Origin of the sequence: Lactococcus sp. NH2-7C (assembly GCF_029953655.1) — a bacterium.
In the GTDB taxonomy this organism is placed as follows: domain Bacteria; phylum Bacillota; class Bacilli; order Lactobacillales; family Streptococcaceae; genus Lactococcus; species Lactococcus lactis.
Genome location: NZ_CP124538.1, coordinates 1,135,064 through 1,159,003, shown reverse-complemented (window position 1 = coordinate 1,159,003; position 23,940 = coordinate 1,135,064). Strand labels below are relative to the sequence as shown.

At 35.5% G+C, this 23,940-nt stretch carries 22 protein-coding genes; 20 read left to right on the top strand and 2 right to left on the bottom strand.

Annotated features, from left to right (window positions below; genetic code table 11):
• The first annotated feature begins 1 nt into the window (after position 1).
• The 6 genes from QJV49_RS05730 to QJV49_RS05705 all read left to right on the top strand — a co-directional run bounded on the left by QJV49_RS05730 (position 2) and on the right by QJV49_RS05705 (position 5,376).
• Positions 2 to 1,630 carry a phage/plasmid primase, P4 family gene (locus tag QJV49_RS05730; protein ID WP_225512778.1) on the top strand — a complete coding sequence of 543 codons (1,629 nt, stop codon included), beginning with the start codon at positions 2 to 4 and terminating at the stop codon, positions 1,628 to 1,630.
• A 234-nt stretch (positions 1,631 to 1,864) separates the two neighbouring features.
• Positions 1,865 to 2,446, top strand: a complete 582-nt coding sequence (locus QJV49_RS05725; RefSeq protein ID WP_225512779.1) for a hypothetical protein — start codon at positions 1,865 to 1,867, stop codon at positions 2,444 to 2,446.
• A gap of 125 nt (positions 2,447 to 2,571) precedes the next feature.
• Positions 2,572 to 3,015: a terminase small subunit gene (locus tag QJV49_RS05720; protein WP_225512780.1), complete on the top strand. Its 444-nt coding sequence runs from the start codon at positions 2,572 to 2,574 to the stop codon at positions 3,013 to 3,015.
• Positions 3,012 to 3,422 (top strand): RinA family protein, encoded by a 411-nt coding sequence (locus QJV49_RS05715; RefSeq protein ID WP_225512781.1) that lies wholly within the window; start codon positions 3,012 to 3,014, stop codon positions 3,420 to 3,422. The genes QJV49_RS05720 and QJV49_RS05715 overlap by 4 nt, the downstream gene beginning before the upstream one ends.
• A gap of 25 nt (positions 3,423 to 3,447) precedes the next feature.
• A complete protein-coding gene (locus tag QJV49_RS05710; RefSeq protein ID WP_225512782.1) occupies positions 3,448 to 3,771 on the top strand; it encodes a sigma factor-like helix-turn-helix DNA-binding protein in 324 nt (107 codons plus the stop codon).
• A gap of 783 nt (positions 3,772 to 4,554) precedes the next feature.
• Complete coding sequence (locus QJV49_RS05705; protein ID WP_225512783.1) at positions 4,555 to 5,376, top strand: putative RNA methyltransferase; 822 nt, start codon at positions 4,555 to 4,557, stop codon at positions 5,374 to 5,376.
• 23 nt (positions 5,377 to 5,399) lie between these two features.
• Here QJV49_RS05705 and QJV49_RS05700 read toward each other — a convergent pair whose 3' ends face one another.
• Positions 5,400 to 5,681, bottom strand: coding sequence for a DUF3270 family protein (locus QJV49_RS05700; protein WP_038602178.1), 282 nt, complete (start codon positions 5,679 to 5,681; stop codon positions 5,400 to 5,402).
• A gap of 220 nt (positions 5,682 to 5,901) precedes the next feature.
• Between QJV49_RS05700 and QJV49_RS05695 the strand changes: the two genes are divergently transcribed.
• The 6 genes from QJV49_RS05695 (at position 5,902) to QJV49_RS05670 (ending at position 11,544) form a co-directional block, all read left to right on the top strand.
• On the top strand, positions 5,902 to 6,825 hold the full coding sequence (locus QJV49_RS05695) for a peptidase U32 family protein (RefSeq protein ID WP_225512784.1): 924 nt from the start codon (positions 5,902 to 5,904) through the stop codon (positions 6,823 to 6,825).
• 298 nt (positions 6,826 to 7,123) lie between these two features.
• Positions 7,124 to 7,498, top strand: coding sequence for a hypothetical protein (locus tag QJV49_RS05690; protein ID WP_225512785.1), 375 nt, complete (start codon positions 7,124 to 7,126; stop codon positions 7,496 to 7,498).
• Between the two features lie 13 nt (positions 7,499 to 7,511).
• Positions 7,512 to 7,673 (top strand): hypothetical protein, encoded by a 162-nt coding sequence (locus QJV49_RS05685; protein WP_225512786.1) that lies wholly within the window; start codon positions 7,512 to 7,514, stop codon positions 7,671 to 7,673.
• 277 nt (positions 7,674 to 7,950) lie between these two features.
• Positions 7,951 to 9,243, top strand: coding sequence for a U32 family peptidase (locus QJV49_RS05680; protein ID WP_021465949.1), 1,293 nt, complete (start codon positions 7,951 to 7,953; stop codon positions 9,241 to 9,243).
• A 197-nt stretch (positions 9,244 to 9,440) separates the two neighbouring features.
• Positions 9,441 to 10,418, top strand: a complete 978-nt coding sequence (locus QJV49_RS05675) for a D-2-hydroxyacid dehydrogenase (RefSeq protein WP_225512787.1) — start codon at positions 9,441 to 9,443, stop codon at positions 10,416 to 10,418.
• On the top strand, positions 10,405 to 11,544 hold the full coding sequence (locus QJV49_RS05670; RefSeq protein WP_225512788.1) for a nicotinamide-nucleotide adenylyltransferase: 1,140 nt from the start codon (positions 10,405 to 10,407) through the stop codon (positions 11,542 to 11,544). Before QJV49_RS05675 ends, QJV49_RS05670 begins: the two co-directional genes overlap by 14 nt.
• 67 nt (positions 11,545 to 11,611) lie before the next feature.
• Here the strand turns inward: QJV49_RS05670 and mgrA are convergent, their stop codons facing one another.
• Positions 11,612 to 12,616, bottom strand: coding sequence for an L-glyceraldehyde 3-phosphate reductase (mgrA, locus tag QJV49_RS05665; RefSeq protein ID WP_225512789.1), 1,005 nt, complete (start codon positions 12,614 to 12,616; stop codon positions 11,612 to 11,614).
• A 127-nt stretch (positions 12,617 to 12,743) separates the two neighbouring features.
• On the opposite strand from mgrA, the gene QJV49_RS05660 reads away from it, so the two are divergent.
• The 8 genes from QJV49_RS05660 (at position 12,744) to galE (ending at position 23,877) form a co-directional block, all read left to right on the top strand.
• Complete coding sequence (locus QJV49_RS05660; protein ID WP_225512790.1) at positions 12,744 to 13,478, top strand: MurR/RpiR family transcriptional regulator; 735 nt, start codon at positions 12,744 to 12,746, stop codon at positions 13,476 to 13,478.
• A 278-nt stretch (positions 13,479 to 13,756) separates the two neighbouring features.
• Complete coding sequence (locus QJV49_RS05655) at positions 13,757 to 15,145, top strand: glycoside-pentoside-hexuronide (GPH):cation symporter (protein ID WP_225512791.1); 1,389 nt, start codon at positions 13,757 to 13,759, stop codon at positions 15,143 to 15,145.
• Positions 15,146 to 15,273: 128 nt separating this feature from the next.
• Positions 15,274 to 16,293, top strand: coding sequence for a galactose-1-epimerase (gene galM, locus QJV49_RS05650; protein ID WP_225512792.1), 1,020 nt, complete (start codon positions 15,274 to 15,276; stop codon positions 16,291 to 16,293).
• Between the two features lie 26 nt (positions 16,294 to 16,319).
• Positions 16,320 to 17,519, top strand: a complete 1,200-nt coding sequence (locus tag QJV49_RS05645; RefSeq protein ID WP_225512793.1) for a galactokinase — start codon at positions 16,320 to 16,322, stop codon at positions 17,517 to 17,519.
• A 173-nt stretch (positions 17,520 to 17,692) separates the two neighbouring features.
• Positions 17,693 to 19,174 (top strand): UDP-glucose--hexose-1-phosphate uridylyltransferase, encoded by a 1,482-nt coding sequence (locus tag QJV49_RS05640; RefSeq protein WP_225512794.1) that lies wholly within the window; start codon positions 17,693 to 17,695, stop codon positions 19,172 to 19,174.
• Between the two features lie 39 nt (positions 19,175 to 19,213).
• On the top strand, positions 19,214 to 19,837 hold the full coding sequence (locus QJV49_RS05635) for a sugar O-acetyltransferase (protein WP_225512795.1): 624 nt from the start codon (positions 19,214 to 19,216) through the stop codon (positions 19,835 to 19,837).
• A 5-nt stretch (positions 19,838 to 19,842) separates the two neighbouring features.
• A complete protein-coding gene (locus tag QJV49_RS05630) occupies positions 19,843 to 22,839 on the top strand; it encodes a beta-galactosidase (protein ID WP_281449169.1) in 2,997 nt (998 codons plus the stop codon).
• 51 nt (positions 22,840 to 22,890) lie between these two features.
• Positions 22,891 to 23,877, top strand: coding sequence for a UDP-glucose 4-epimerase GalE (galE, locus tag QJV49_RS05625; RefSeq protein ID WP_225512796.1), 987 nt, complete (start codon positions 22,891 to 22,893; stop codon positions 23,875 to 23,877).
• The last annotated feature ends 63 nt before the right edge of the window (positions 23,878 to 23,940 follow it).

The window sequence follows — 23,940 nt, the reverse complement described above, 5'->3', positions numbered from 1 at the left end:
CATGACAGACCAATTAGATAAACTTTTGGCAGAAACGCCACAAGAAAATGTAAGAATTCCAAAACCGCAAATAGAGGACTTCACAGATTATGGCGAAGACGGCAAAAAAGTCATCAATATCGCAGGTTATCAAGACAGTTTGGCGGACTGGCTAGAACAAGAAAAAGAAATCATCAATCACCCTGACTATGTCAAAGCAAACACTCGAACACTTAGAGCAGTTAGAAAACTATTCTTTGAACATCGCAATTTATTTTTAAGCACACCCAACAAAGACGGCAATACACCCAATTCGCTAAGTCCCTTAGATACGGCTAGAATCATCTATAAAACGCTCAAAGTCATAAAATTAGACCACCAAAGCGGACTGTTAGGCGTTTATAACCCTGAACTAGGAATATATGAAACGAATGAGAATTTCTTCCATAGGCTCATTTATTGGCTAGAACCGTCTTATAGTCAAGCACGGTCTAAAGAGGTTCTCTTTAAACTTGAAACTCTATCAGAGGTTAAGCAACAAACCGCAGAAGCTCACTTGATACCAGTTGCGAACGGTATTTTTAACAAGAAAACGCAACAATTAGAGCCATTTAGCCCTAGTTATGTCTTTACTTCAACGATTGCGACCAAGTACAATGACAAGGCAAAAACGCCTAATATTAACGATTGGAACGTAGACGACTGGCTCAATGATTTAATGAGTGGAGATAAAGAACTCGTTAGCCTTTTATGGCAGATTATTTCCGCAAGCACCAACGGCAACTATTCATATCGCAAAGGCGTTTGGCTTGTCGGTAAGGGGAATGACGGCAAAGGCACATTTCAGAGCCTCATCATGAACTTAATCGGACGTGAGAACGTCGCAAGTGTCAAAGCTGAACAGTTTTCTGAACGCTTTTCTCTTTCCCAAGTCGTTGGGAAGACTTGCATTATTGGAGATGATAGCCAAGTCAGCTATTTAGACAATGCAGGAAACTACTTTTCTGTGGTTACTGGCGACCCAGTACCGATTGAAGCGAAAGGAAAACAACCAACGCTGGCAGTATTTAACAAGCTAGTTATTCAATCGACTAATTTCTTACCAAAGTTCAGAAACAAGTCAAACGGAACATATAGACGTTTGCTTATTGTTCCCTTTAACAAGTCTTTCACGGCAGATAATGACAACTGGAAAATCAAAGATGATTATATTAAACGTAAAGACGTTTTAGAGTACGTGCTTAAAATTGCGTTATCCCTTAACTTTGAGAAGTTTGACGAACCAAAAGCCACGCAAGGGCTATTAAATGACTTTAAAATTTCTAATGATAACGTGCTGGCGTTTGTAAATGATATGTTTGAGGAGTTTGTCAGTGATTTTCTACCGACTACTTTTCTAAGTGCCTTATATCGTGCATGGTGTGAAGATGAGGGAGTGAAGCCCTTTAATAAGCGAGAGTTTGAAAACAAACTACCTGATTATGTCAAAGACCAATGGAAAAAGACCGTACAGCGACCGTACAGCGCAGGATTTAACAGAGCGATCGACTTACACCGAGCCGAGGAGTCCGAGCTTTTCAGACGGCTGTTTTACTGGGACGATGAGAAACATAAAAAAGTTACTAAAGGTTACTTACGCAAGAAAAAATAAAAGTGTTACTGTACTTCGGTAACACGTTACTGTTAGGAGTAACAACTTTAGGCGCGTGGTTAAGCTGTTTATAGCACTTTGTTACTCTGTTACCGCAAAAACACCTACTAGCTAGAAATTATCACAGGAAAACAAAAACATGAAAAAAGCACGATGTCCGACAAATTGAATTGTCGACAAATGGAGCATAAAAAAATAATAAAAAATAAACATAGAAAAATTGGAGAAAATAAAATGAGCCAAAACACAAAAACAATCTTATCTAACCTTTTCACGCTGACAAGTGAACTTTCAGAACCAACCTCTAAATTGATTCATATTGAGGGAGCAAACGAAACGCCAGCCACTCAAAAAGACTTAGCGAAAGGATTGCATGAGAACCTCATCAACCTTACTGAAGTTTTAGGCTTATCTGTGGACGAACTGACAGAACCGCAAGAGTATGAACCGCAGGAAACAGTAAAATCAATCATTGAGGAGATTAAGACATCAGCCTTTAATCCTGATGAATTAGTTGGGGCAGATACTGAGGTTTTAGCTGACTTACTCGCTGATAGTGTTGAGCGTTTAATTAATACACTAGGTTTGACTGATTTAAGTATCACGGTAGGCGACAAACAAGAATCAGAAGAAAATACACTTAAAGCACAGTTACAAGACTTGCACGCGCTCAATGATTCAATGTTTAAAGATGATATCAACGAAGTGCCACGGTTCACAGACGGTACAATCATCACAGCTAAAGACTTAGCAGATATGAACCTCAACGCGCTGGATAATATCGCGGAATTAATCGGCTTTGAGTTAGAAGAATAAACAAAAAGAGCCTAGTCAATGACTGGGCTTTTTTAACGTTATGTGGAAATAAAAACTTGTCAAAACTTGTCATTTTACTTTGCTATAATTAATAAAGGACATATAAACAGAAACGAGGGGAAACAATGACACCTAAACAGCGGAAATTTTGCGATGAATATATTAAAACAGGAAACGCCACGCAGTCGGCTGTTAATGCAGGGTATAGCCAAAAAACAGCGAAGTCGATAGGAGCCGAAAACCTTACTAAACCTGACTTAAAAAAATACATTGATAGCAAGTTAAAAGACATTTCAAACAACGCCATAGCAACCGCAGAGGAAACCCTAGGCATATTAACTAAGATAGTCCGAGGAGAGCATACAGAGCAAGTGATAACAGCAGAGGGCGACGTCATAGACAAACACCCTGATACTAATCAAGTCATTAGGGCGAGTGCTGAAATCTTAAAACGTTACCCACTTGCCCAAGACATTAATATCAAAGGGAATTTAAACGTGAGCAATCCTTTTGAGAATCTAACAGAAGAAGAACTTAGAATCTTAGCAAGCAGAGAGGGGGAAGCGTGAAAGATAAAATAGATAAAATCATAGCCGATTATATTAACGGGCGCGCACAAACCAAAATAAAAGCAATTGAGAGCCGTTATCTATACAGGGTAAAACAGGACAACTTAGGAATTAGAACAGCTTATAAAGGCACAGCAGAGCCAGAGGGGAACACATTAGACAAGGAACGCATGGAAGAGGATAAAGAGCTGATAGAATTAAGGCGAACACTTGAACTTATAGGAGCTTTATACAATACTTTAACAGTATCAGAAAAAAGAATCATAGAGTTAAGATGTAAAGGGTATGACGGTTTTACGTGGTATCGTGTCGCTATGGAGTTAGAGAACGCAGGAATAGACATATCTATCAAGAGAGCCAAAAGAATATACTTTACTTTTAAAGAAGATGTAGCGCGTGTTTTGTAGTGTTTTTGTTTGAAAGGATTGTATTATGAATAACATAGAGTTTAATATCAGGTTATATCTTACAGGCGTTATGAAGTCATGGACTGATAGGATAGACAACACAGGGAAAGAAACACCACAACGCTTTATATTAAACGCAATGACAGAGCTGTTTGATTCATTGAGTGAGGATAACCTAGAGTTAATAAGACTTAGATACATGGAACGCTTGACACTATCAGAGGTTGCAAGTCGTTATCTGTTAAACGAACGTACTGTTAGAAACCACACGAACCCAGCTATTAACCAAGTGAAAGAGATTATAAAGAAAGCCACAGAACAAGCACAGCACGCGCGTGAGGTTGATTGAATATAAAATTTTACCGCAAAATATATTAAAAGCTCACAGCGATTAAACCGTGAGCTTCTGTGATTGATTTACATTATTAATCTATAATATTTTTCCGATAAGCTCGAATGATTAGATTATTTTTTAAACACCCTCCCCCCTATCTTTTCACAGGGAAAGCACACACATAGGTCTCGTCTTGCGTGAAAACCCAATTTTGAAAATTTTTATATAGGGGGGGTCAAAACACTAAAACATTTATATAGTCATGTTTATAGGCAAAAAAAGGAGGAATTACTTCCCTTTCTTGCCTTTTTTTATGTCGTTTTAGCACTAATAATCGTTGGTAGCGTGTCTCACAAATAGATTTAGCTTATTTCCTCCTTTTTGGTGTGCAACTTTTGAGGGTCAATTATCCTAGTTATCATTGCAGTTGAGCGATTTCGTTTCAGAAAAAAAGTTTTGAAAAATCACTTTTTTCGAAAGGGAGTCACTATTGGTATACGGTTCTCCTAAAACAAATAGGGGCGGGGGTATTCATTTTTTAATAATTTTTTTACGCTTTTATACAAAAATTCAGCAAAATTAAAAGCCGTATATCGTGGATATACAGCCCCTTGCCTGACAAAAATTTGTTCATTTTTTTAACGCTTTTTACTACGTTTGTGTTTTTTAACGTTTTTTACTACGTTTAAAAACATGTATATTGTGGTCTAATGGGTCGTGTTTTTAGTGCATAATTGTATAAAACGTGTATTTTACCCTCTATTTGGCTCTAATGGGGAGCTGTGATAAAATAGAACTATGTTAAAAAAAATTGAAAAAGCTTATTTACTTTTAGAAGAAAATGTGGAAATGTTGAGATGTCCAATTTGTCATGGTAAATTTCAATTGGCAGCCTATGCCTTAAAATGTGAAAATAATCATACTTATAATTTAAACAAGAAAGGTTATGTTAATTTTTTACAAACAAAAGCTGACACAGAGCATTATACGCGTAAAATGTTTGAACCACGTAGACGCCTAATTCAAGCAGGGATGTATCAAAATTTACTGACAGAAATTCAAAAATCATTTGTCAGTGGAAATTTACTTGATGTTGGAACAGGCGAAGGTTCATTTTTAGAACTTCTAGAGGTAGAGGGGGCGAAGTTTGCTTTTGACATTGCTAAAGATGGAATTGAAATGGCGACGGAATTAGACACGAAAAGTTTTCTGTCCTTAGCTGATTTAACTAATCTCCCTTTTGCTGACGAGAGTTTGTCAGTAATTTTGAATATTTTTACGCCTTCAAATTATGCAGAATTTCATCGAGTTCTGACAGAAAATGGACGGGTCATTAAAATTATTCCTGACAGAAATTATTTACGCGAGTTGCGAGAAGTTTATCAACTTCCAGTTGATTATGATAATCAAGCAGTTATTGAGCGTTTTAAAGAAGAATTTCCTAAGACTACTCAACAAACAATTGATTATACTTTTGAAATTCCAGAAAATTTGCGTCAAGATTTCTTATTGATGAGTCCATTAGAATGGTCAGTTTCTGAGGAAAGAAAAAAATTTGCAAAGGAAAATCCGCCAAAAACAGCGAGAATTCATGTGCAAATTTTAATTGGAATAAAATAAAAAAACTGTCTATTAGACAGTTTTTATTTCATCATAAATTTAATCGCTTTAGCAATTCCTTTTTTCACGGAAATATAAAGAGCAAGCGAGAGAACAATAGAAACTGGAATAGCAATCCAGCTTGCCAATAAACTCACCAAAATGTAAGTAGTAAAAACAAGAAAAATTGAGAAAACAGCAATATTAGTGAAGAAGCTTAATTCTTCAATTCTTTTGTTGACTTGTCTTTGCTCAAAACTTTTACTTTCGTTATAATCGACATATTCTTGCTTCTCATAAAAATCTTTTAAATTCTTTAATTCCATAATTTTCTAGCACTTTCCTATATTATGTAATCAATTATAGTATAAAAAGCAAAGGTTTACGTTACCGAGAGTTTAAATGTATTGCTATTTGGTTTCGTTTGAGTTAAAATAAAATTAACCTATACTTTTTTATGAATAAATATCATTTTGAGTAGTAAATTTTAGTAAGAGGATGAATTAGAAAAAACGTGTAAGAGAACAATATGATATAATTATCACTATGATTACTATTACTTCTACGGCAGAAAGCCTAGAGCAAGCTAAAGCATTGCTCGAAGCTGGAGTCGACCGTTTATACATTGGTGAAAAAAATTATGGTTTACGCGTACCAACTGCTTTAACCAACGAAGAGATTCAAAAAATTACAGAACTTGCACATGATGCAGGAAAGACAGTAACTGTCGCGGTCAATGCTCTGATGCATACAGAGATGATGGCAAAAATAAAAGATTTTTTAGATTTCTTAGTTGAAATTAAAGCTGACCGAATTGCAGTAGGCGATGCGGGTGTGATTTTTGTTTTGCAACGTGATAAATATGAGTTACCATTTACTTATGATGCCTCAACCATGGTTGCTTCTGCCCGCCAAGTTAATTTTTGGGCCAAACAAGGGGCAATTGAAGCTGTTCTTGCACGTGAATTGCCAAAAGAAGAACTTGCTGATATGACCGATGAATTAGTTGTACCAGGCGAAATTTTAGTTTATGGTGCAACGGTGATTCATCATAGCAAACGTCCATTGGTGCAAAACTATTATAATTTCATCAAGACTGAAGAAAAAGGCAAAGACAGAGAAAGAAATCTTTTTGTCTCTGAACCTAAGAAAGTTGATACACATTATTCAATCTTTGAAGATAATCACGGGACGCATATTTTTGCTAATGATGATTTAGATATGATGACAGAACTTTCAGATTTAGTAGCAATGGGTTATAACCATTGGAAATTGGATGGAATTTTTACTCGTGGTGAAGATTTTGTAGCGATAAGCAAACTTTTTGTAGAAGCTAAAAAGCTGATTGAAGCAGGCGAATTTACAGAACTTAAGGCTTTCCAACTAGATGAAGAAATCCGAAAAATACATCCAGCAGGACGGACATTATCACACGGTTTCTATGATTTGGACAAAGATGCCATTAAATAAAAAAAGGAAGTTATCGATTTATCGATAACTTTTTGTAATTTTTTCATAACCTTTTAGAAATAAAAAAACAAATCATTTGTAAAACTAACGATAAAATATTATAGTGTCCTTGTAGATAAAAACAAGTGAAAAGTTACGAATAAACAAGCAAACTTTCACTCAAATGAAAGATTCAAATTTTTAGAAAGGAGATAAAATTATGGAAAGTCGCCGCCATATCTAGGTGATTATTTGAATGCCGAGCTCTTAATTAGTTTCTTATTTTATTAAGAAATGAGAAAGGTAAAAGGACTATGGCATGAAAAAGATTCTGATATTTAGTACAGTGTGTTTATCGTTAATTATTTTTGGACTAATAGGTGGTCCAAAAGTTAAAGCAACAACTTATCATCAAGGGGTAAATAAAGTGGTGATGGTAAGTAAAAATAAATATTCTCAAACAACAAGAATATACGTTTCCAAAGATAGGGCAAATCAAATGATATCTTCGGGTTTAATATATAGTGGTTTTGTAATACCCGGAGTAGGAACTATTGGGAAATTTATGTTAAGTCTAGCTGGGGTATGGACTAGAGTACCGGGAGGATTTTATTTTACTTGCACGACATATTACCCTTCTATTTTGAAAGGTGGCAAGATTTCTTCTGTTTATAGCGGATATAAATGGCAATAAGGAGGAAAAACTAATGATTAATTTTAAAAAATATTTCTTTCCAATTATTATGGTTATTGTCTGGCTTATTGTTCTTTTTTCTAATCCAGGAATAGTAGGAAAAATTGTCCTTACACTTTTATTGATTGTTGGAGCCATTATCACAAGGCTCATTAACAAAAATTATAACAAATGAATTCAAAATGGAAGGCCACTCTGGATATTCAGAGTGACCTTTTTATTATTTACTCAAAAAAATATCAATAATTCTGTCAGTAAAAATGAGAGATAAGCAACATAATGTCAAAGAACTTTGTCATATTTGAAGGTTTAAATTTGGCAAGAAATCCTGTAAAATAAAGAAACAAAGAAGTTTTGGCTCGCAAATTTACTGACAATAAATTTGACTAAGATTTTTTCTTTTTGGAGCCTTTTCAAAATACTTACAATCTTGAAAATTGGAGAATTGAAACATGTCAATTACAAAAACACGTCCAGAGGTGCTTGCACCAGCAGGAACACTCGAAAAACTAAAAGTCGCTATTGATTATGGCGCAGACGCAGTATATATTGGTGGACAGGCCTATGGCTTACGTTCACGCGCAGGTAATTTTACTTTTGAAGAAATGGCTGAAGGGGTCGCTTATGCAAGTGCCCACAACGCTAAAGTTTATGTAGCAGCCAATATGGTGACACATGAAGGGAATGAAAAAGGGGCGGGCGAATGGTTCCGTACATTACGTGATTTAGGAATTTCAGCGGTTATCGTTTCTGACCCTGCTTTGATTGCCATCTGCGCTGCTGAAGCACCAGGTTTGGCCATTCACTTGTCAACACAAGCGTCTGCTACTAACTATGAAACCTTAGAATTCTGGAAAAATTTAGGACTTGAACGCGTAGTTTTAGCGCGTGAAGTTTCTGTAGAAGAGTTAAGAGAAATTCGTCAACATACTGATGTTGAAATTGAAGCTTTTGTTCACGGAGCTATGTGTATTTCATACTCAGGACGTTGTGTCTTATCGAATTATATGAGTATGCGTGATGCTAACCGCGGAGGATGTTCACAATCTTGCCGTTGGAAATATGATTTATATGATATGCCATTTGCTGGCGAGAGAAAATCGATTACCGGTGAAGTCACTGAAGAATTTTCAATGTCAGCCGTTGATATGTCAATGATTGAACATATTCCTGATATGATTGAAAATGGAGTTAATTCGCTTAAAATCGAAGGAAGAATGAAATCAATTCACTATGTTTCAACAGTTTCTAACGTTTATAAAGCAGCTATTGATGCCTATTTGGAATCACCAGAACGTTTTGAAGAAATAAAACCAGCCTTAGTTGATGAATTATGGAAAGTAGCTCAACGTGAATTAGATACTGGCTTTTATTATGGAACGCCTGATGAAAATAAACAACTCTTTGGGGCTCGTCGTAAAATTCCTGAGTACAAATTCGTCGGAGAAGTTGTTGACTTTGATGCTGAAACAATGGTAGCTACAATTCGTCAAAGAAATGTTATTACAGAAGGTGACCAAATTGAATTTTATGGCCCAGGATTCCGCCACGTGGAAACAGTGGTCAAAAATCTTCGTTTGGCAGAAACAGATGAACATATTGACCGTGCACCAAACCCAATGACCCTTTTACATATTGATGTTCCTTTTGCGGTTAAAGCAGGAGATATGATTCGTAAAAATGGCTCAGGTTTGATTAATCTTTATGACAAAAAAACAGGTCTTGCTAAAACAGTACGAGCTTAATAAAAATAAAAAGAGAATTTTTGCTGAAATTCTCTTTTATGTCATTTTAGGACTGATAATTTCAGAATTGTCAAACTTCTATTTTTTATAAAATTAAGGCAAAGTGCTATAATCAAAGAAAGAAGATAAAGAAAACAAGGCTTGACTTTATTCTCTTTAAGTAGTCTTTAAAATTCATTTTATACAAAGGAGTCCCAATGATAAAAGCAATTGCCTTAGAAAATGTTTGGTTAAATTTTTCAGATGAAACAAAAGCGGCTTTCAAGAAAAATAAAGCTTACCAGTTTCAATTTAAAAAAGAAGAAGAGCTGACAGAATCAGATTTTCTGGAAACAGAAGTATTAGTTGGTCTGCCAAAGCCTGATTTATTAGCAAAATATAAAAATTTAAAATGGCTCCAACTTTTATCAGCTGGAACCAATGGTTATACTCAAGGAGCAAATTTTCCTCAAGAGGTAGTTTTGACAAATGCAACAGGAACTTATGGACTTACGATTTCTGAGCATTTACTAACAATGGCTTTCGTTCTTCTAAGAAAATTTGATCTTTATGAAAAACAACAAGAAAAAGAAATCTGGGAAAATATTGGTCAGATTCAATCTATCTATGGCTCAACAGTATTGGTTCATGGTTTAGGTGATATTGGAAGTCACTTTGCACAAAAGATTCAAGCTTTGGGAGGTCATGTCATTGCAGTCAAACGAACCGTTTATGGTGATGAAGAATTTGCTGATGAAGTCTATGCTGAAGCTGACCTAGACAAAGTTTTACCAAGAGCTGATATTATTGCTTCAAGTGTCCCTGGAACCCATGAAACTTATAAATTATTTAATCAAGAAAAATTTGATTTAATGAAAGAAAATGCTATTTTCCTAAATGTTGGTCGGGGAACAAATGTCGATTTAGAGGCTTTGTGTGATGCTCTTGAGTCTAAAAAAATTGCCGGGGCAGGAATTGACGTGACCGACCCAGAACCATTGCCTAAAGGTCACCGGGCTTGGCAGACGCAAAGACTATTAATCACTCCTCATGCTTCTGGCGGCTATACTCTTCCTGAAACATGGCGTCGCTTTATGAAAATATTGGAAAAAAATCTCGATGCCTATGCAAATGGTAAGGAATTGACAAATATTGTTGATATGAAAACAGGATATAAACGAAATGCTCACAAATAATATTTCAAAATCAAAATTAAGTGGAAAAAATATCGGTATTTATTTTGGAACTTTTGCCCCTTTGCATACGGGCCACCAACAACAAATCTATAAATGCGCAAGTTTGAATGACGGGGTCTTGCTTGTCGTTTCCGGTTATGATAATGACCGTGGTGCCCAAATTGGCCTACCGCTTGAGAAACGATTTCGTTATTTGCGTGAAGCTTTTAATGATGAAGAAAATATTAAAGTTTCGATGCTTAATGAAAATGATTTACCAGAAATGCCTAATGGTTGGGATGAATGGGCAAATCGTTTATTTGAATTGATTCATCATAATACTTTGGAAAGAGATTTATCAGTCACTTTTTATGTCGGCGAATTAGAATACGCAGCAGAATTGAAGAAACGATTTCCAGCTGACGGGAATCAATATGCTGTTGAAATTGCTGACAGACATGATATTTCACTGTCAGCCACACAAATTAGAGAAAATCCGCAAGAACACTGGACTCACATTAATCGCGTCTTTAGGAGACATTTTTCGAAAGTTGTAACCGTCATGGGTTCAGCTTCAACAGGTAAATCAACTCTGGTTCGCCGTTTGGCACGTTCCATTAATGCCCCGTTTTCAGAAGAATACGCTAGAGAATATGAAGAAGCTTTTAATATTGATGATGATGAGTTGAAAATGGATGATTATGCTCGAATGATTACAGGTCAATATGATGCAAATTCTCGCGAAGTCAATTCTCCTGCCAATCAAGGAATTGTTTTTTTAGATACGGATGCCATTGTGACCAGAGTGTACGCTAAATTATACTTACCTAGGGAAGATTTCGAGCAGCTTGAACCTTTATTCAAAAAAACAATTGCAGATGAACGAATGGATTTAATTTTAGTCATTCCACCAATTACAGAATACATTGATGACGGCTTTCGTCATATGGAATGGGAAGAATCGCGCCATGAATTCCATGAAGAATTGATGCGTCAATTAGCTGAGTTTGGTTTAATGGATAAAGTTGTTATTTTAGATGACGAAGGAGACTATAGAGACCAAGAAGGTTATTTAACGCGTTATCATCATGCAATTGATGCCGTTCACGAATATACTGGTGTAAAAATTGACCGATTGAGCTATTAATTTTACTGACAGCTTTATTTAGAAAATAAAAAGTTACTGACAGATTTGTCAGTAACTTTTTTGTTCTTTATAAGAGCTTTTCAATCTTAATTAATTCTTCGTCAGTAAATTTCAAATGTTCTAAAGCTGCCACATTTTCAATGATTTGTTGCGGACGGCTTGCGCCAATTAAAGCAGAAGTGATGCCTTGAACCTTGTCATCTCTTTCTCGTAAAACCCAGGCCAAGGCCATTTGAGCTAAAGATTGTCCACGACTTTGAGCCAAATCATTAAGCGCTTGGACTTGTTCCAATCTTTCTTTCGTAAGACTGTCATCATGCAAAGTTGCATAATGAGGATCACGCATTCGCGAATCTTCAGGAATACCATGTAAATATTTTTCGGTTAAGAGCCCTTGGTACAAAGGTTTAAAGGCGATTATTCCTATCCCCGCCTCCGTCAAAGTTTCTTGCAAATCATCTTCAATCCATCGATCTAGCATTGAATAACGAGGTTGATGAATCAAGAGTTTAAAGCCTAACTTTTCAGCCGCTAAGACCGCAGCTTCGGTTTCTTTGGCGGAATAATTGGACAAACCTACATAAAGTGCTTTTCCACTATCCAGAGCGCGCTTTAATGCTCCCATTGTTTCTTCAATCGGTGTATTTGGGTCAGGACGATGTGAATAAAAAATATCAACATAGTCAAGTCCCAAACGTTTCAAAGACTGATCAAGACTAGCCAGCAAACTTTTTTTACTGCCCCAGTTTCCATAGGGGCCAGACCACATTGGATAACCAGCTTTAGTTGAGATAATTAACTCATCACGCAGTTTTTGGAAATCTTCTTTCAAAATACGACCAAAATTACGTTCTGCCGAACCGGGTTCTGGCCCATAATTATTGGCCAAGTCAAAATGAGTTATTCCTAAATCAAATGCCGTATGAATCATGTTCCTTGCATTATCAAAGTTATCTACTGAACCAAAATTATGCCAAAGTCCGAGCGAAAGGACAGGCAATAATAAACCAGATTTTCCAGCTGGACGATAAATCATGTGGTCATAACGAGTGGGATTGGGAATATAAGTCATTACTTTCTCCTTAAAATAGAAATATAGAACGATTTCAGGGAATTATAGCAAATGTAAGCGCCAAATGTTATAATTTTAGATAGAAAACATTTTTTTGATAACAAAAAGTGATCAATGGAGTAAAAATATGTCCAATTTAACCAATGCTGAGTCCTATACTTGGCAAATTATTCAGGAAAATTATGAAAAAATTCCCCAATTATCAATTTCAGAATTGGCAGAGCTAGCCCATGTTTCTCTTTCAACTGTCAATCGAACAGTAAGAAAAAAAGGTTTTGAAGGTTATGGTGAATTTAGATATTCGATTCGTGAGAAAAAACTTCCTGAAATCAATGGTTTTTCCAAAGAAGTCTTGGGGGCTATTGCTAAAAATCAAGAAGAACTTTTGAAAACAATAGAAAATATCTCTGCTGAAGAAATTGAAAAAGCAGTGGAGTTGATTCAAGAATCAGAAGAAATCTTAATTTTTTCACGAGGATTATCAACAAACGTTGCTGACGAACTGATGAAAAAGTTGCAACTTTTCCGTAAGCCCGTCAGTTTGCATGATGATTCAAAATACATGGCTTACTATGCCCGTTTTGTTAATGAAAAAAGCCTAATCATCGTTTTATCACTTTCAGGAGAAACAGTAGAAATTTTAAATGCTCTAAAAATTGCCAGAGGACAAAACCCAAAAATATTATCCCTAACTGTTAATGCTAATACCAGTCTAACCAATCTTTCAGATATAAGTTTGATTGGCTACAAGAGTAGTCTTGAGGTGAATTATTTTGATTTAGATGTTCATAGTAGACTTTCATTATCCATTTTATCAAGAGTACTAATTGATGCTTACTCCATTTATACTTTAAAACAATAAAGCTTCGATATCAAGTCATATCGAGCTTTTTTTATAAAAAATGCAAAATAGAAAGGGTTTCCAAAAGATAAGCTAGAATTGGGAACCCTTTCTTAAATCAAAGTGTTATACTCTAAATGTGAGCGATTTCAAAATGAAATTGAAGACTGTTTCGCTTTTAAAAACTTATCCAAAATAAAAGTTTGCCCAACCAAGGATTACTCGTTTCAAAAGGCAAAACAGTAGCTTTGTAGATTTACTTATGAATTAAGTAGAGTCAGTATAAAGGAGGAATTCCCATGAAAGAGGGAAAAATGAAACAACGTTTATCGTACGCTTTTGGTGCATTAGGACATGATGTTTACTATTATTCAATTAGTACATTCTTCATCGCCTTTGTAACGGCACAAATGTTTGCCGGAACACCACATGAGGATGCGATGATTGCTTTAGTCACTAGTTTAGTCGTTATTATTCGTTTAATCGAAATTATTTTTGACCCAATTATTGGTTCAATTATTGATAATACCCACACAAGATGGGGGAAATTTAAACCTTGGTTGGTTGTTGGTGGGATTATGTCATCTTTGATGATTATGCTCATGTTTTCAGACTTCTTCGGACTAGCAAAAAGTGATAATCGTACATTATTTGCCATTGTCTTCATCATTGCCTTTATTATTCTTGATGCCTTTTATTCGTTTAAAGACATTGCCTTCTGGTCAATGATTCCAGCGCTATCAGAAAAAAATTCTGAACGTGAAACACTTGGAACCTTCGCCCGTTTTGGCTCAGCAATTGGTGCGCAAGGGGCAACTATTTTAGCGATTCCAATTACAATTTTCTTTACTAAAGGTGGACATGCTCAAGGAGCAAGAGGATTCTTTGCTTTTGGTGTTATCGCAGCTTTGGTCCAAGGAATTTCGGCTTTGGTAACCGCTTGGGGAACCAAAGAACAAAAATCAGTCATTCGTCAAGAAGGAACTAAAACAAATACATTGGATGTATTTAAAGCGCTCCTAAAAAATGACCAGTTAATGTGGTTGTCACTTTCATATATTTTATTTGCCATTGCTTATGTGGCAACAACAGCAACTTTGATTTTGAACTTTACTTTTGTTATTGGAAATGCTAGCCTTTATTCAATTACAGGAATTGTCGGATTCATTGGTTCAATCATTCTCGTTCCAATGTTTCCGATTTTAGCTAAAAAGTTTGGACGACGTAAAGTTTTGACTGGAGCAATCATTTCAATGCTTCTTGGTTATCTCTTGTTTGTTTTAGGAAGTTCAGTAGCAATGACTGTTGCTGGATTAATCTTCTTAACTGCGCCCTATCAACTTGTTTTCTTGTCAGTATTAATGACAATTACTGACTCGGTAGAATATGGTCAATGGAAAAATGGAGTACGTAATGAAGCCGTAACGCTTGCCATGCGTCCATTGCTTGATAAAATTGCCGGTGCTTTCTCAAATGGTATCTATGGATTTGTTGCAATTTCAGCAGGAATGACAGGTTCAAAATATATCGCTGGTCACACTTACGGTGTAGCAACATTTAAACTCTACTCATTTGTCGTTCCAGCCATTTTGATGATTATCGCTTTAGCAATTTATTTATTCAAAGTTAAATTGACTGAACAACGTCACGAAGAAATTGTTGCAGAACTTGAAGAGCGTTTAAAATAGGTAAATAATTTACTGACAACTTTGTAAGATAGGGAATTAGAAGATGAAATTCACTTAAACTGTCATCAGCAAATCTGTCAGTAGAATTTTTAAAATTTGATTAAAAGTCATTATAGTTAGGAAATATCATGGAAATTAAAATAAGAGATTTTGGCTTAGGAAGTGACATAATTAGTCTAACCAATAAAGCAGGCGTCACAATTTCTTTTACAAATCTGGGCGCTCGGATTGTTGACTGGCAAAAAGATGGGAAGCATCTTATTCTAGGCTTTGATTCAGCTAAAGAATATTTAGAAAAAGATGCCTATCCTGGTGCAACAGTTGGGCCTACAGCAGGAAGAATTAAGGATGGTTTGGTCAAAATTTCTGGGAAAGATTATATCTTAAATCAAAATGAAGGCCCGCAAACTTTACATGGTGGGGAAGAAAGCATTCATACTAAGCTTTGGACATATGAAGTTACTGATTTAGGAGCTGAAGTTCAAATCAAATTTTCCTTAGTTTCTAATGACGGAACAAATGGTTATCCTGGTAAAATAGAAATGTCAGTGACTCATTCTTTTGATGATGACAATAATTGGAAAATTAATTATGAGGCTGTTTCTGATAAAGATACTGTTTTTAATCCAACTGGACATGTCTATTTCAACTTGAATGGTGATGCTAGTAAATCTGTTGAAAATCATGAACTTCAACTGGCAGCTTCAAGATTTGTCCCTTTAAAAGATCAAACAGAAATTGTTCGTGGTGATATCGTTGATATAAAAAATACTGACTTGGATTTCCGTCATGAAAAACTATTATCAAATGCCCTAAATTCTAATATGGAACAAGTTCAATTAGTTAAAGGAATTGACCATCCTTTCTTGTTGGACCAGTTAGGACTTGATAAAGAACAAGCTCGCCTAACTCTTGATGATACTTCAATTTCAGTCTTTACTGACCAGCCAAGTATTGTAATATTTACAGCAAATTTTGGTGATCTAGGAACTCTTTATCACGGGAAAAATCAAGTGCATCATGGTGGAATTACTTTTGAATGCCAAGTCTCACCTGGGTCTGAGCAAATTCCAGAGCTTGGAGATATTAGCCTAAAAGCGGGAGAAAAATATCAGGCAACGACAATTTATAGCTTGCATTCAAAATAAAGAAATAAATTTAGAGGAGAGAAGAAATGTCTATAGTTGTAGAAAATAGTACTGTATTATCAGCATTAACAGAAAAATTTGCAGAAGTTTTTGGAGATACAAAAGAAGTTGAATACTTTTTTAGCCCAGGCCGAATTAATTTGATTGGTGAACATACCGATTACAATGGTGGATATGTTTTTCCAGCATCAATCACAATTGGAACAACAGGACTAGCTCGTCTGAGAGAAGATAAAAAAGTCAAACTTTACTCAGAAAATTTTCCTAAATTAGGCGTCATTGAATTTGATTTAGATGAAGTTGAAAAGAAAGATGGTGAGCTTTGGTCTAATTATGTCAAAGGGATGATTGTCATGCTTAAAGGAGCAGGATATGAAATTGACAAAGGTTTTGAATTGTTGATAAAAGGAGAAATTCCGACAGCATCTGGCCTTTCATCATCAGCATCACTTGAGCTTTTAGTCGGTGTTGTTTTGGATGATTTATTTAACTTAAATGTTCCGCGTCTTGAATTGGTTCAATTAGGACAAAAAACAGAAAATGATTATATTGGTGTTAATTCTGGAATTTTAGACCAATTTGCTATTGGTTTTGGTGAAGTCAAAAAAGCAATCCTCTTAGACTGTAACACTTTAAAATATGAGATGGTTCCTGTTGAACTTCGTGATTATGACATTGTTATTATGAACACTAACAAACCGCGGGCATTGACAGAATCAAAATACAACGAACGTTTTGCTGAAACACGTGAAGCACTCAAAAGAATGCAAACAAGATTGGACATTCAATCACTTGGAGAACTATCAAATGAAGAATTTGATGCCAATACCGATTTGATTGTGGATGAAACATTGATTAAACGTGCACGTCATGCCGTTTATGAAAATAATCGGACTAAAATTGCTCAAAAAGCATTTGTTGCAGGTAATTTGACAAAATTTGGAGAACTTCTTAATGCTTCACACGCTTCTTTGAAAGATGATTATGAAGTTACAGGACTTGAACTTGATACCTTAGCAGAGACTGCTCAAAAACAAGCCGGTGTCTTGGGGGCCAGAATGACTGGAGCAGGATTTGGCGGTTGTGCAATCGCACTTGTTGCTCATGATAACGTTTCTGCCTTTGAAAAAGCTGTCGGCCAAGTTTATGAAGAAGTTGTCGGTTATCCAGCAAGCTTTTACGTCGCTCAAATTGGTTCTGGCTCAACAAAGTTGGATGTTGAATAAACCAAATAATATTTAAAAACTTTTATGAGTGATTTAAATGAGTTAACATTAAATTAGTGATAGCAATTCAAGCACTCAAAATTAAGTGCTTGAATTTTGTATTCATGTCAAAAAACTCATTAATAAAGACAAAGCAAGAACTTTACTTACAGAAGTAAATTAGAAAGTATTTTATGTCAATTTATCAATCAATTCAAGATTTTATTAGTCTTGCTTTACAAAATGGAACGATTGAGCCACTTGATGAGCTCTATCATAGAAATCAGCTTCTTCATTTTCTTGGCCTAAATGATTGGGCAGAAGTCGATAAAGAAGCTCACGATAAAGATTCCTTGATTTTAATGGACCAACTTTTAGCGATTGCAAATGAAAATAATGTGATTGCGAAAGGACAAGATGAATTTTATGAAGCTGCTCTGATGAATTTTATTACACCACGCCCAAGTAAAATCAATCATGATTTCTGGGAAAAATATAAGACTTCTCCAGATGCAGCAACTCAATATTTTTATGGACTGGCACAGCAAGTGAACCAAGTAAAAACCCGTGATATTGCACGTAATATTGCCTTTAGTCATTTGACAAAATATGGAAAACTTGAAATAACGATTAATCTCTCAAAACCAGAAAAAGACCCCAAAGCCATTGCCGCAGCCAAATTAGTAAAGACTTCCTCTTATCCAGCTTGTCAACTTTGTTTGGAAAATGAAGGATTTTATGGCATAGGAAATAAACCTGCTCGTTCTAATCATCGAATCATTCAAGTTTCAATTAACGACGAAGACTGGGGTTTCCAATATTCTCCATATGCCTATTTTAATGAACACTCTATTTTGTTAAATGCTAAACATCAACCAATGGAAATTAACAAACGAGCTTTTGATAATTTATTAGGATTTTTAGATCAATTTCCTAATTATATGATTGGTTCTAATGCGGATTTACCGATTGTTGGAGGGTCAATTTTGACTCATGACCATTATCAAGCTGGACGTTATGAATTTCCGATGGCAAAAGCTGAACTTCGAGAAGAAATTAAACTTCAACATTTTCCAGAGGTTTCTTGTGGAATTGTCAATTGGCCAATGTCTGTTCTAAGATTATCAAGTGAAAACCAAGTAGAACTTTCAAAAGCTGCAGATAAACTTTTAAAAAAATGGCAAGTTTATAGCGATGAAAGTCTTCAAATCAAAGCTAAAAGTGCTGATGGAAGGCTTCATCATACAATTACCCCGATTGCTCGAATTCGTGATGGAAAATATGAATTAGATTTAGTTTTACGAGACAATAATACAAGTGAAATTTATCCAGATGGAATTTTCCATCCACATCCAGCCCTACATCATATTAAAAAAGAAAATATTGGCTTGATTGAAGTAATGGGACTTGCAATCTTACCAGCCAGGTTAAAGACAGAACTTCTGGAAGTTGAAAAATATCTCTTGAATCAAGAAAATAAGATGTTAGAAATTCACAGACCATGGGCTGAAGAATTGAAAGAAACAGAATATTTTTCAAAAGAAACAGTTCATGAAACAGTTCAGGGAGCGGTTGGAGAAGTATTTGAACAAGTTTTAAAAGATGCAGGAGTATTCAAAGATAACGAAGTAGGACAAAAAGGTTTCTGTGAATTTATAAATTTCGTTAACAATTAATTTCCATAAATCAAGATAGCTTTAAAAGGAGTTAATAGAATGTCTAAATTAGAAAGTTACAAACGAGTTCACACGGGAGAACTTTACTTTCCTGATGATCAAAAATTATGGGAAGAGCAACAAGAAGCTTTAGCTATACTGGAAAAGTACAATCAAACCTCAGTGACTCAGCCAGAGCAACAAACGAAACTTCTAAAAGAAATGTTTTCTGAAATTGGGGAAGATTGTTTTATTCAACCTCCTTTTTATGCTAATTTTGGTGGGAAAAATGTCCATTTTGGGACAGGTATTTACGCGAATTTTAATCTAACATTGGTTGACGATACAGATATTTTTGTAGGAAATCATGTCATGTTTGGACCAAATGTTACGATTGACACGGCGACACACCCTGTGTCGCCTGACTTACGAAAACGAGGAACCCAATATAATAAAAAAATTTATATTGAAGAAAATGTCTGGCTAGGTGCTGGTGTAATTGTTTTACCTGGTGTTAGAATTGGAAAAAATAGCGTGATTGGCGCAGGAAGTATTGTAACTAAAGACATTCCAGACAATGTGGTTGCTTTTGGGACTCCTTGCGTGGTTAAAAGAAAGATCAATGACTCTGATTTTAAAACTTATGATAATGGGAAAAAAATTGATTTAGATGATTTCAGCTGAAAGGAATGGTTATGATGACAATGATTGATGTGTTAGAGCGTAAAGATTGGGAAAATCCAGTGGTTTCAAATTGGAATAGGTTGCCAATGCATACACCTATTGATTTTTTAGAAAAGCAATCACTGAATGGTCTTTGGAATTTTGATCATTTTTCTAGAATTTCTGACCTACCTGAAAACTGGTTAGAACTGACGGAGAGCCAAACGGAAATTATCGTTCCAAGTAATTGGCAAATAGAATTTAAGGATAAAAACGATGTTCCAATTTATACAAATGTGACTTATCCTATTCCAATTCAGCCTCCTTATGTGCCAGAGGCTAACCCAGTTGGAGCTTATAGTCGCTATTTTGATGTCACAAAAGAATGGCTTGAAAGTGGTCATGTTCACCTTACGTTTGAAGGGGTTGGATCAGCTTTTCATTTTTGGTTAAATGGGGAATACGGAGGTTATTCAGAAGATAGCCGTTTGCCTGCTGAATTCGATATCACTAAGCTTGCCAAAGAAGGTGAAAATTGTTTAAAAGTCCTTGTTTTTCGTTGGTCAAAAGGCACCTATTTTGAAGATCAGGATATGTGGCGAATGTCAGGGATTTTTCGTTCGGTGAACTTACAGTGGCTTCCCGAAAATTATTTGTTAGACTTTTCTATAAAAACAGATTTAGATGAAGACTTAGATTTTGCAAATATAAAACTTCAAGCATACGCTAACAAAATGGATGATGCTTGTTTAGAATTTAAGCTTTATGATGACGAACAATTAATTGGAGAAAGTTGTGGTTTTGATGCTGAAATCGGTGTAGTTAATCCAAAATTATGGTCAGATGAAATTCCCTATCTTTATCGTTTAGAATTAACTTTAATGGACCGTAATGGAGCTGTATTTCACAAAGAAACAAAGAAAATTGGTATTCGAAAAATTGCTATTGAAAAAGGACAGCTAAAAATAAACGGAAAAGCACTCCTTGTTCGTGGAGTGAATAAGCACGAATTTACCCCTGAGCATGGTTATGTCGTTTCTGAAGAAGTGATGATTAAAGATATCAAATTGATGAAAGAGCACAATTTTAATGCGGTTCGTTGCTCTCATTATCCTAATGATTCACGCTGGTATGAATTGTGTGATGAATATGGATTGTATGTTATGGATGAAGCAAATATCGAAACGCATGGAATGACTCCGATGAATCGTTTGACAAATGATCCGACTTATTTACCATTAATGAGTGAACGTGTCACACGAATGGTTATGCGTGACCGTAATCATCCATCAATTATTATTTGGTCTCTTGGCAATGAGTCAGGCTATGGAAGTAACCATCAAGCTTTATACGATTGGTGTAAATCATTTGATTCTAGCCGTCCTGTTCATTATGAGGGAGGAGACGATGCAAGTAGAGGAGCAACGGCTGCCACTGATATCATTTGTCCAATGTATGCTAGAGTAGATAGTCCAAGTATTAATGCGCCTTATTCATTAAAAACCTGGATGGGGGTAGCTGGAGAGAATAGACCACTAATTCTTTGTGAATATGCTCATGATATGGGGAATTCATTAGGAGGATTCGGAAAGTACTGGCAAGCTTTTCGAGAAATTGACCGATTGCAAGGTGGATTCATCTGGGACTGGGTGGATCAAGGTTTATTCAAAGATGGAAATTATGCTTATGGCGGTGACTTTGGGGATAAGCCAAATGATCGTCAGTTTAGCCTTAATGGACTTGTTTTTCCAAATCGTCAAGCAAAACCAGCTCTTCGTGAAGCAAAGTATTGGCAACAATATTATCAGTTTGAACTGGAGAAAGATTCACTAGGTCAAGTTCTAGCTTTTACGGTTACAAATGAGTATTTGTTTCGAAGTACTGACAACGAAAAAATATGTTATCAATTAACCAATGGTTTAGAAGTATTATGGGAAAATGAGCTTATATTGAATATGCCTGCTGGAGGGTCTATGAGAATAGACCTGTCTGAGTTGCCTATTGATGGAACAGACAATTTGTTTTTGAACATTCAAGTTAAAACAATTGAGAAATGTAATCTTCTTGAGTCTGATTTTGAAGTTGCTCATCAACAATTTGTTCTACAAGAAAAAATTAATTTCACTGACAGAATAGGTAGTAGTGAAGAAATTACACTTTTTGAGGATGAAGAGCTACTGACTGTACTATCAGCAAAACAGAAATTTATTTTTAATAAAAGTAATGGCAATCTTTCACAATGGGTTGATGAGAAAGGCAATGAAAAGTTACTGAATGAGCTGTCAGAACAATTTACAAGGGCTCCGCTAGATAATGATATTGGTGTTAGTGAAGTTGAACATATTGATCCCAATGCTTGGTTAGAACGTTGGAAAGCTGTTGGCTTTTATGAATTGAAAACGCTTTTGAAAAATATGATAATACAAGCAACAGAGAATGAAGTGATTATTTCTGTCCAAACAGACTATGAAGCAAAAGGAAAAATTGCATTTTCAACCATTCGAGAATATCATATTTTTAAAAATGGTGAACTTCTTTTAAAAGTTGATTTTAAAAGAAATATAGAATTTCCAGAACCTGCTCGAATTGGCTTGAGCCTTCAATTAGCTGAAAAATCAGAAAATGTTACATATTTTGGACTTGGCCCAGATGAAAATTATCCTGACCGAAGAGGGGCAAGTTTCTTTGGTCAATGGAATTTAAGGATTACTGATATGGCAACTCCTTATATTTTTCCTAGTGAAAATGGGTTGAGGATGGAAACTAGGGAGTTAAATTATGGTAGTTTAAAAGTTCGTGCAACAGGTCAATCTTTTGCTTTTAATCTAAGTCCATATAGTCAAAAACAGCTTGCTAAAAAGGATCATTGGCATCTACTTGAAGAAGAAGCGGGAACATGGTTAAATATTGACGGATACCATATGGGGATAGGTGGAGATGATTCATGGAGTCCAAGTGTCGCTCAGGAATATTTGTTGACAAAGGGAAATTACCATTATGAAGTTAGTTTTAAATTAACGTGATGATACAAATTTTCAAGAATTTGATATAATGTATAGAAAATGGAGGTTCTTATGACAGTTTTAGTTCTTGGTGGAGCAGGATACGTGGGAAGTCACGCGGTAGATATGCTTCTTAAGCGTGGTTATGATGTGGCAGTGGTGGATAATTTAGTGACAGGCCACCGTGAATCTGTTGCAGCAAATGTACGCTTTTATGAAGGAGATGTACGTGATCATGCTTTCTTAGCAGGAGTTTTTGAAAAAGAAAATATTGAAGGAATCATGCATTTTTGTGCTTATTCATTAGTGGGTGAGTCGATGCAAAAACCCTTAATGTATTTTAATAATAATGTTGGTGGTGCTCAAGTAATTCTAGAAACAATGGAAGAATTTGGAGTAAAACATATTGTTTTCTCAAGTACAGCAGCTACTTTTGGAATTCCAGAAAAAAGTCCAATTTCAGAAAAAACACCTCAAAAACCAATTAACCCTTACGGCGAAAGCAAATTAATCATGGAAAAAATGATGAAATGGCAATCGCAAGCGACAGATATGACTTATGTTGCCCTACGTTATTTCAATGTTGCCGGTGCTAAAGATGATGGTTCAATTGGTGAAGCTCATAAAAATGAAACACATTTGATTCCAATTATTTTACAAACGGCACTTGGTCAAAGGGAATTCATTACTATTTATGGTGATGACTATCACACGCCTGACGGAACTTGTATTCGTGATTATATTGATATGGAAGATTTGATCGAAGCACATATCAAAGCATTAGAATATCTTAAAGCGGGCGGTCAGTCTGATCAATTTAATCTCGGTTCAAGTAAAGGTTATTCAAATCTTCAAGTGCTTGAAACTGCACGAAAAGTAACAGGTAAAGAAATTCCAAGTCAAATGGGCGAACGCCGTGCGGGGGATCCAGATGAACTAGTTGCTGATTCAACAAAAGCTGGTGAAATTTTGGGTTGGAAAGCGAAAAATGACTTAGAACATATTATTACAAACGCTTGGAAATGGCATCAAAGTCATCCAGATGGATATAAAAAATAGTATTAAGAAAGCCCATTATCATAGCGATATTGAGCTTTTTTGTTTTATCCCTTTTTTTATTTT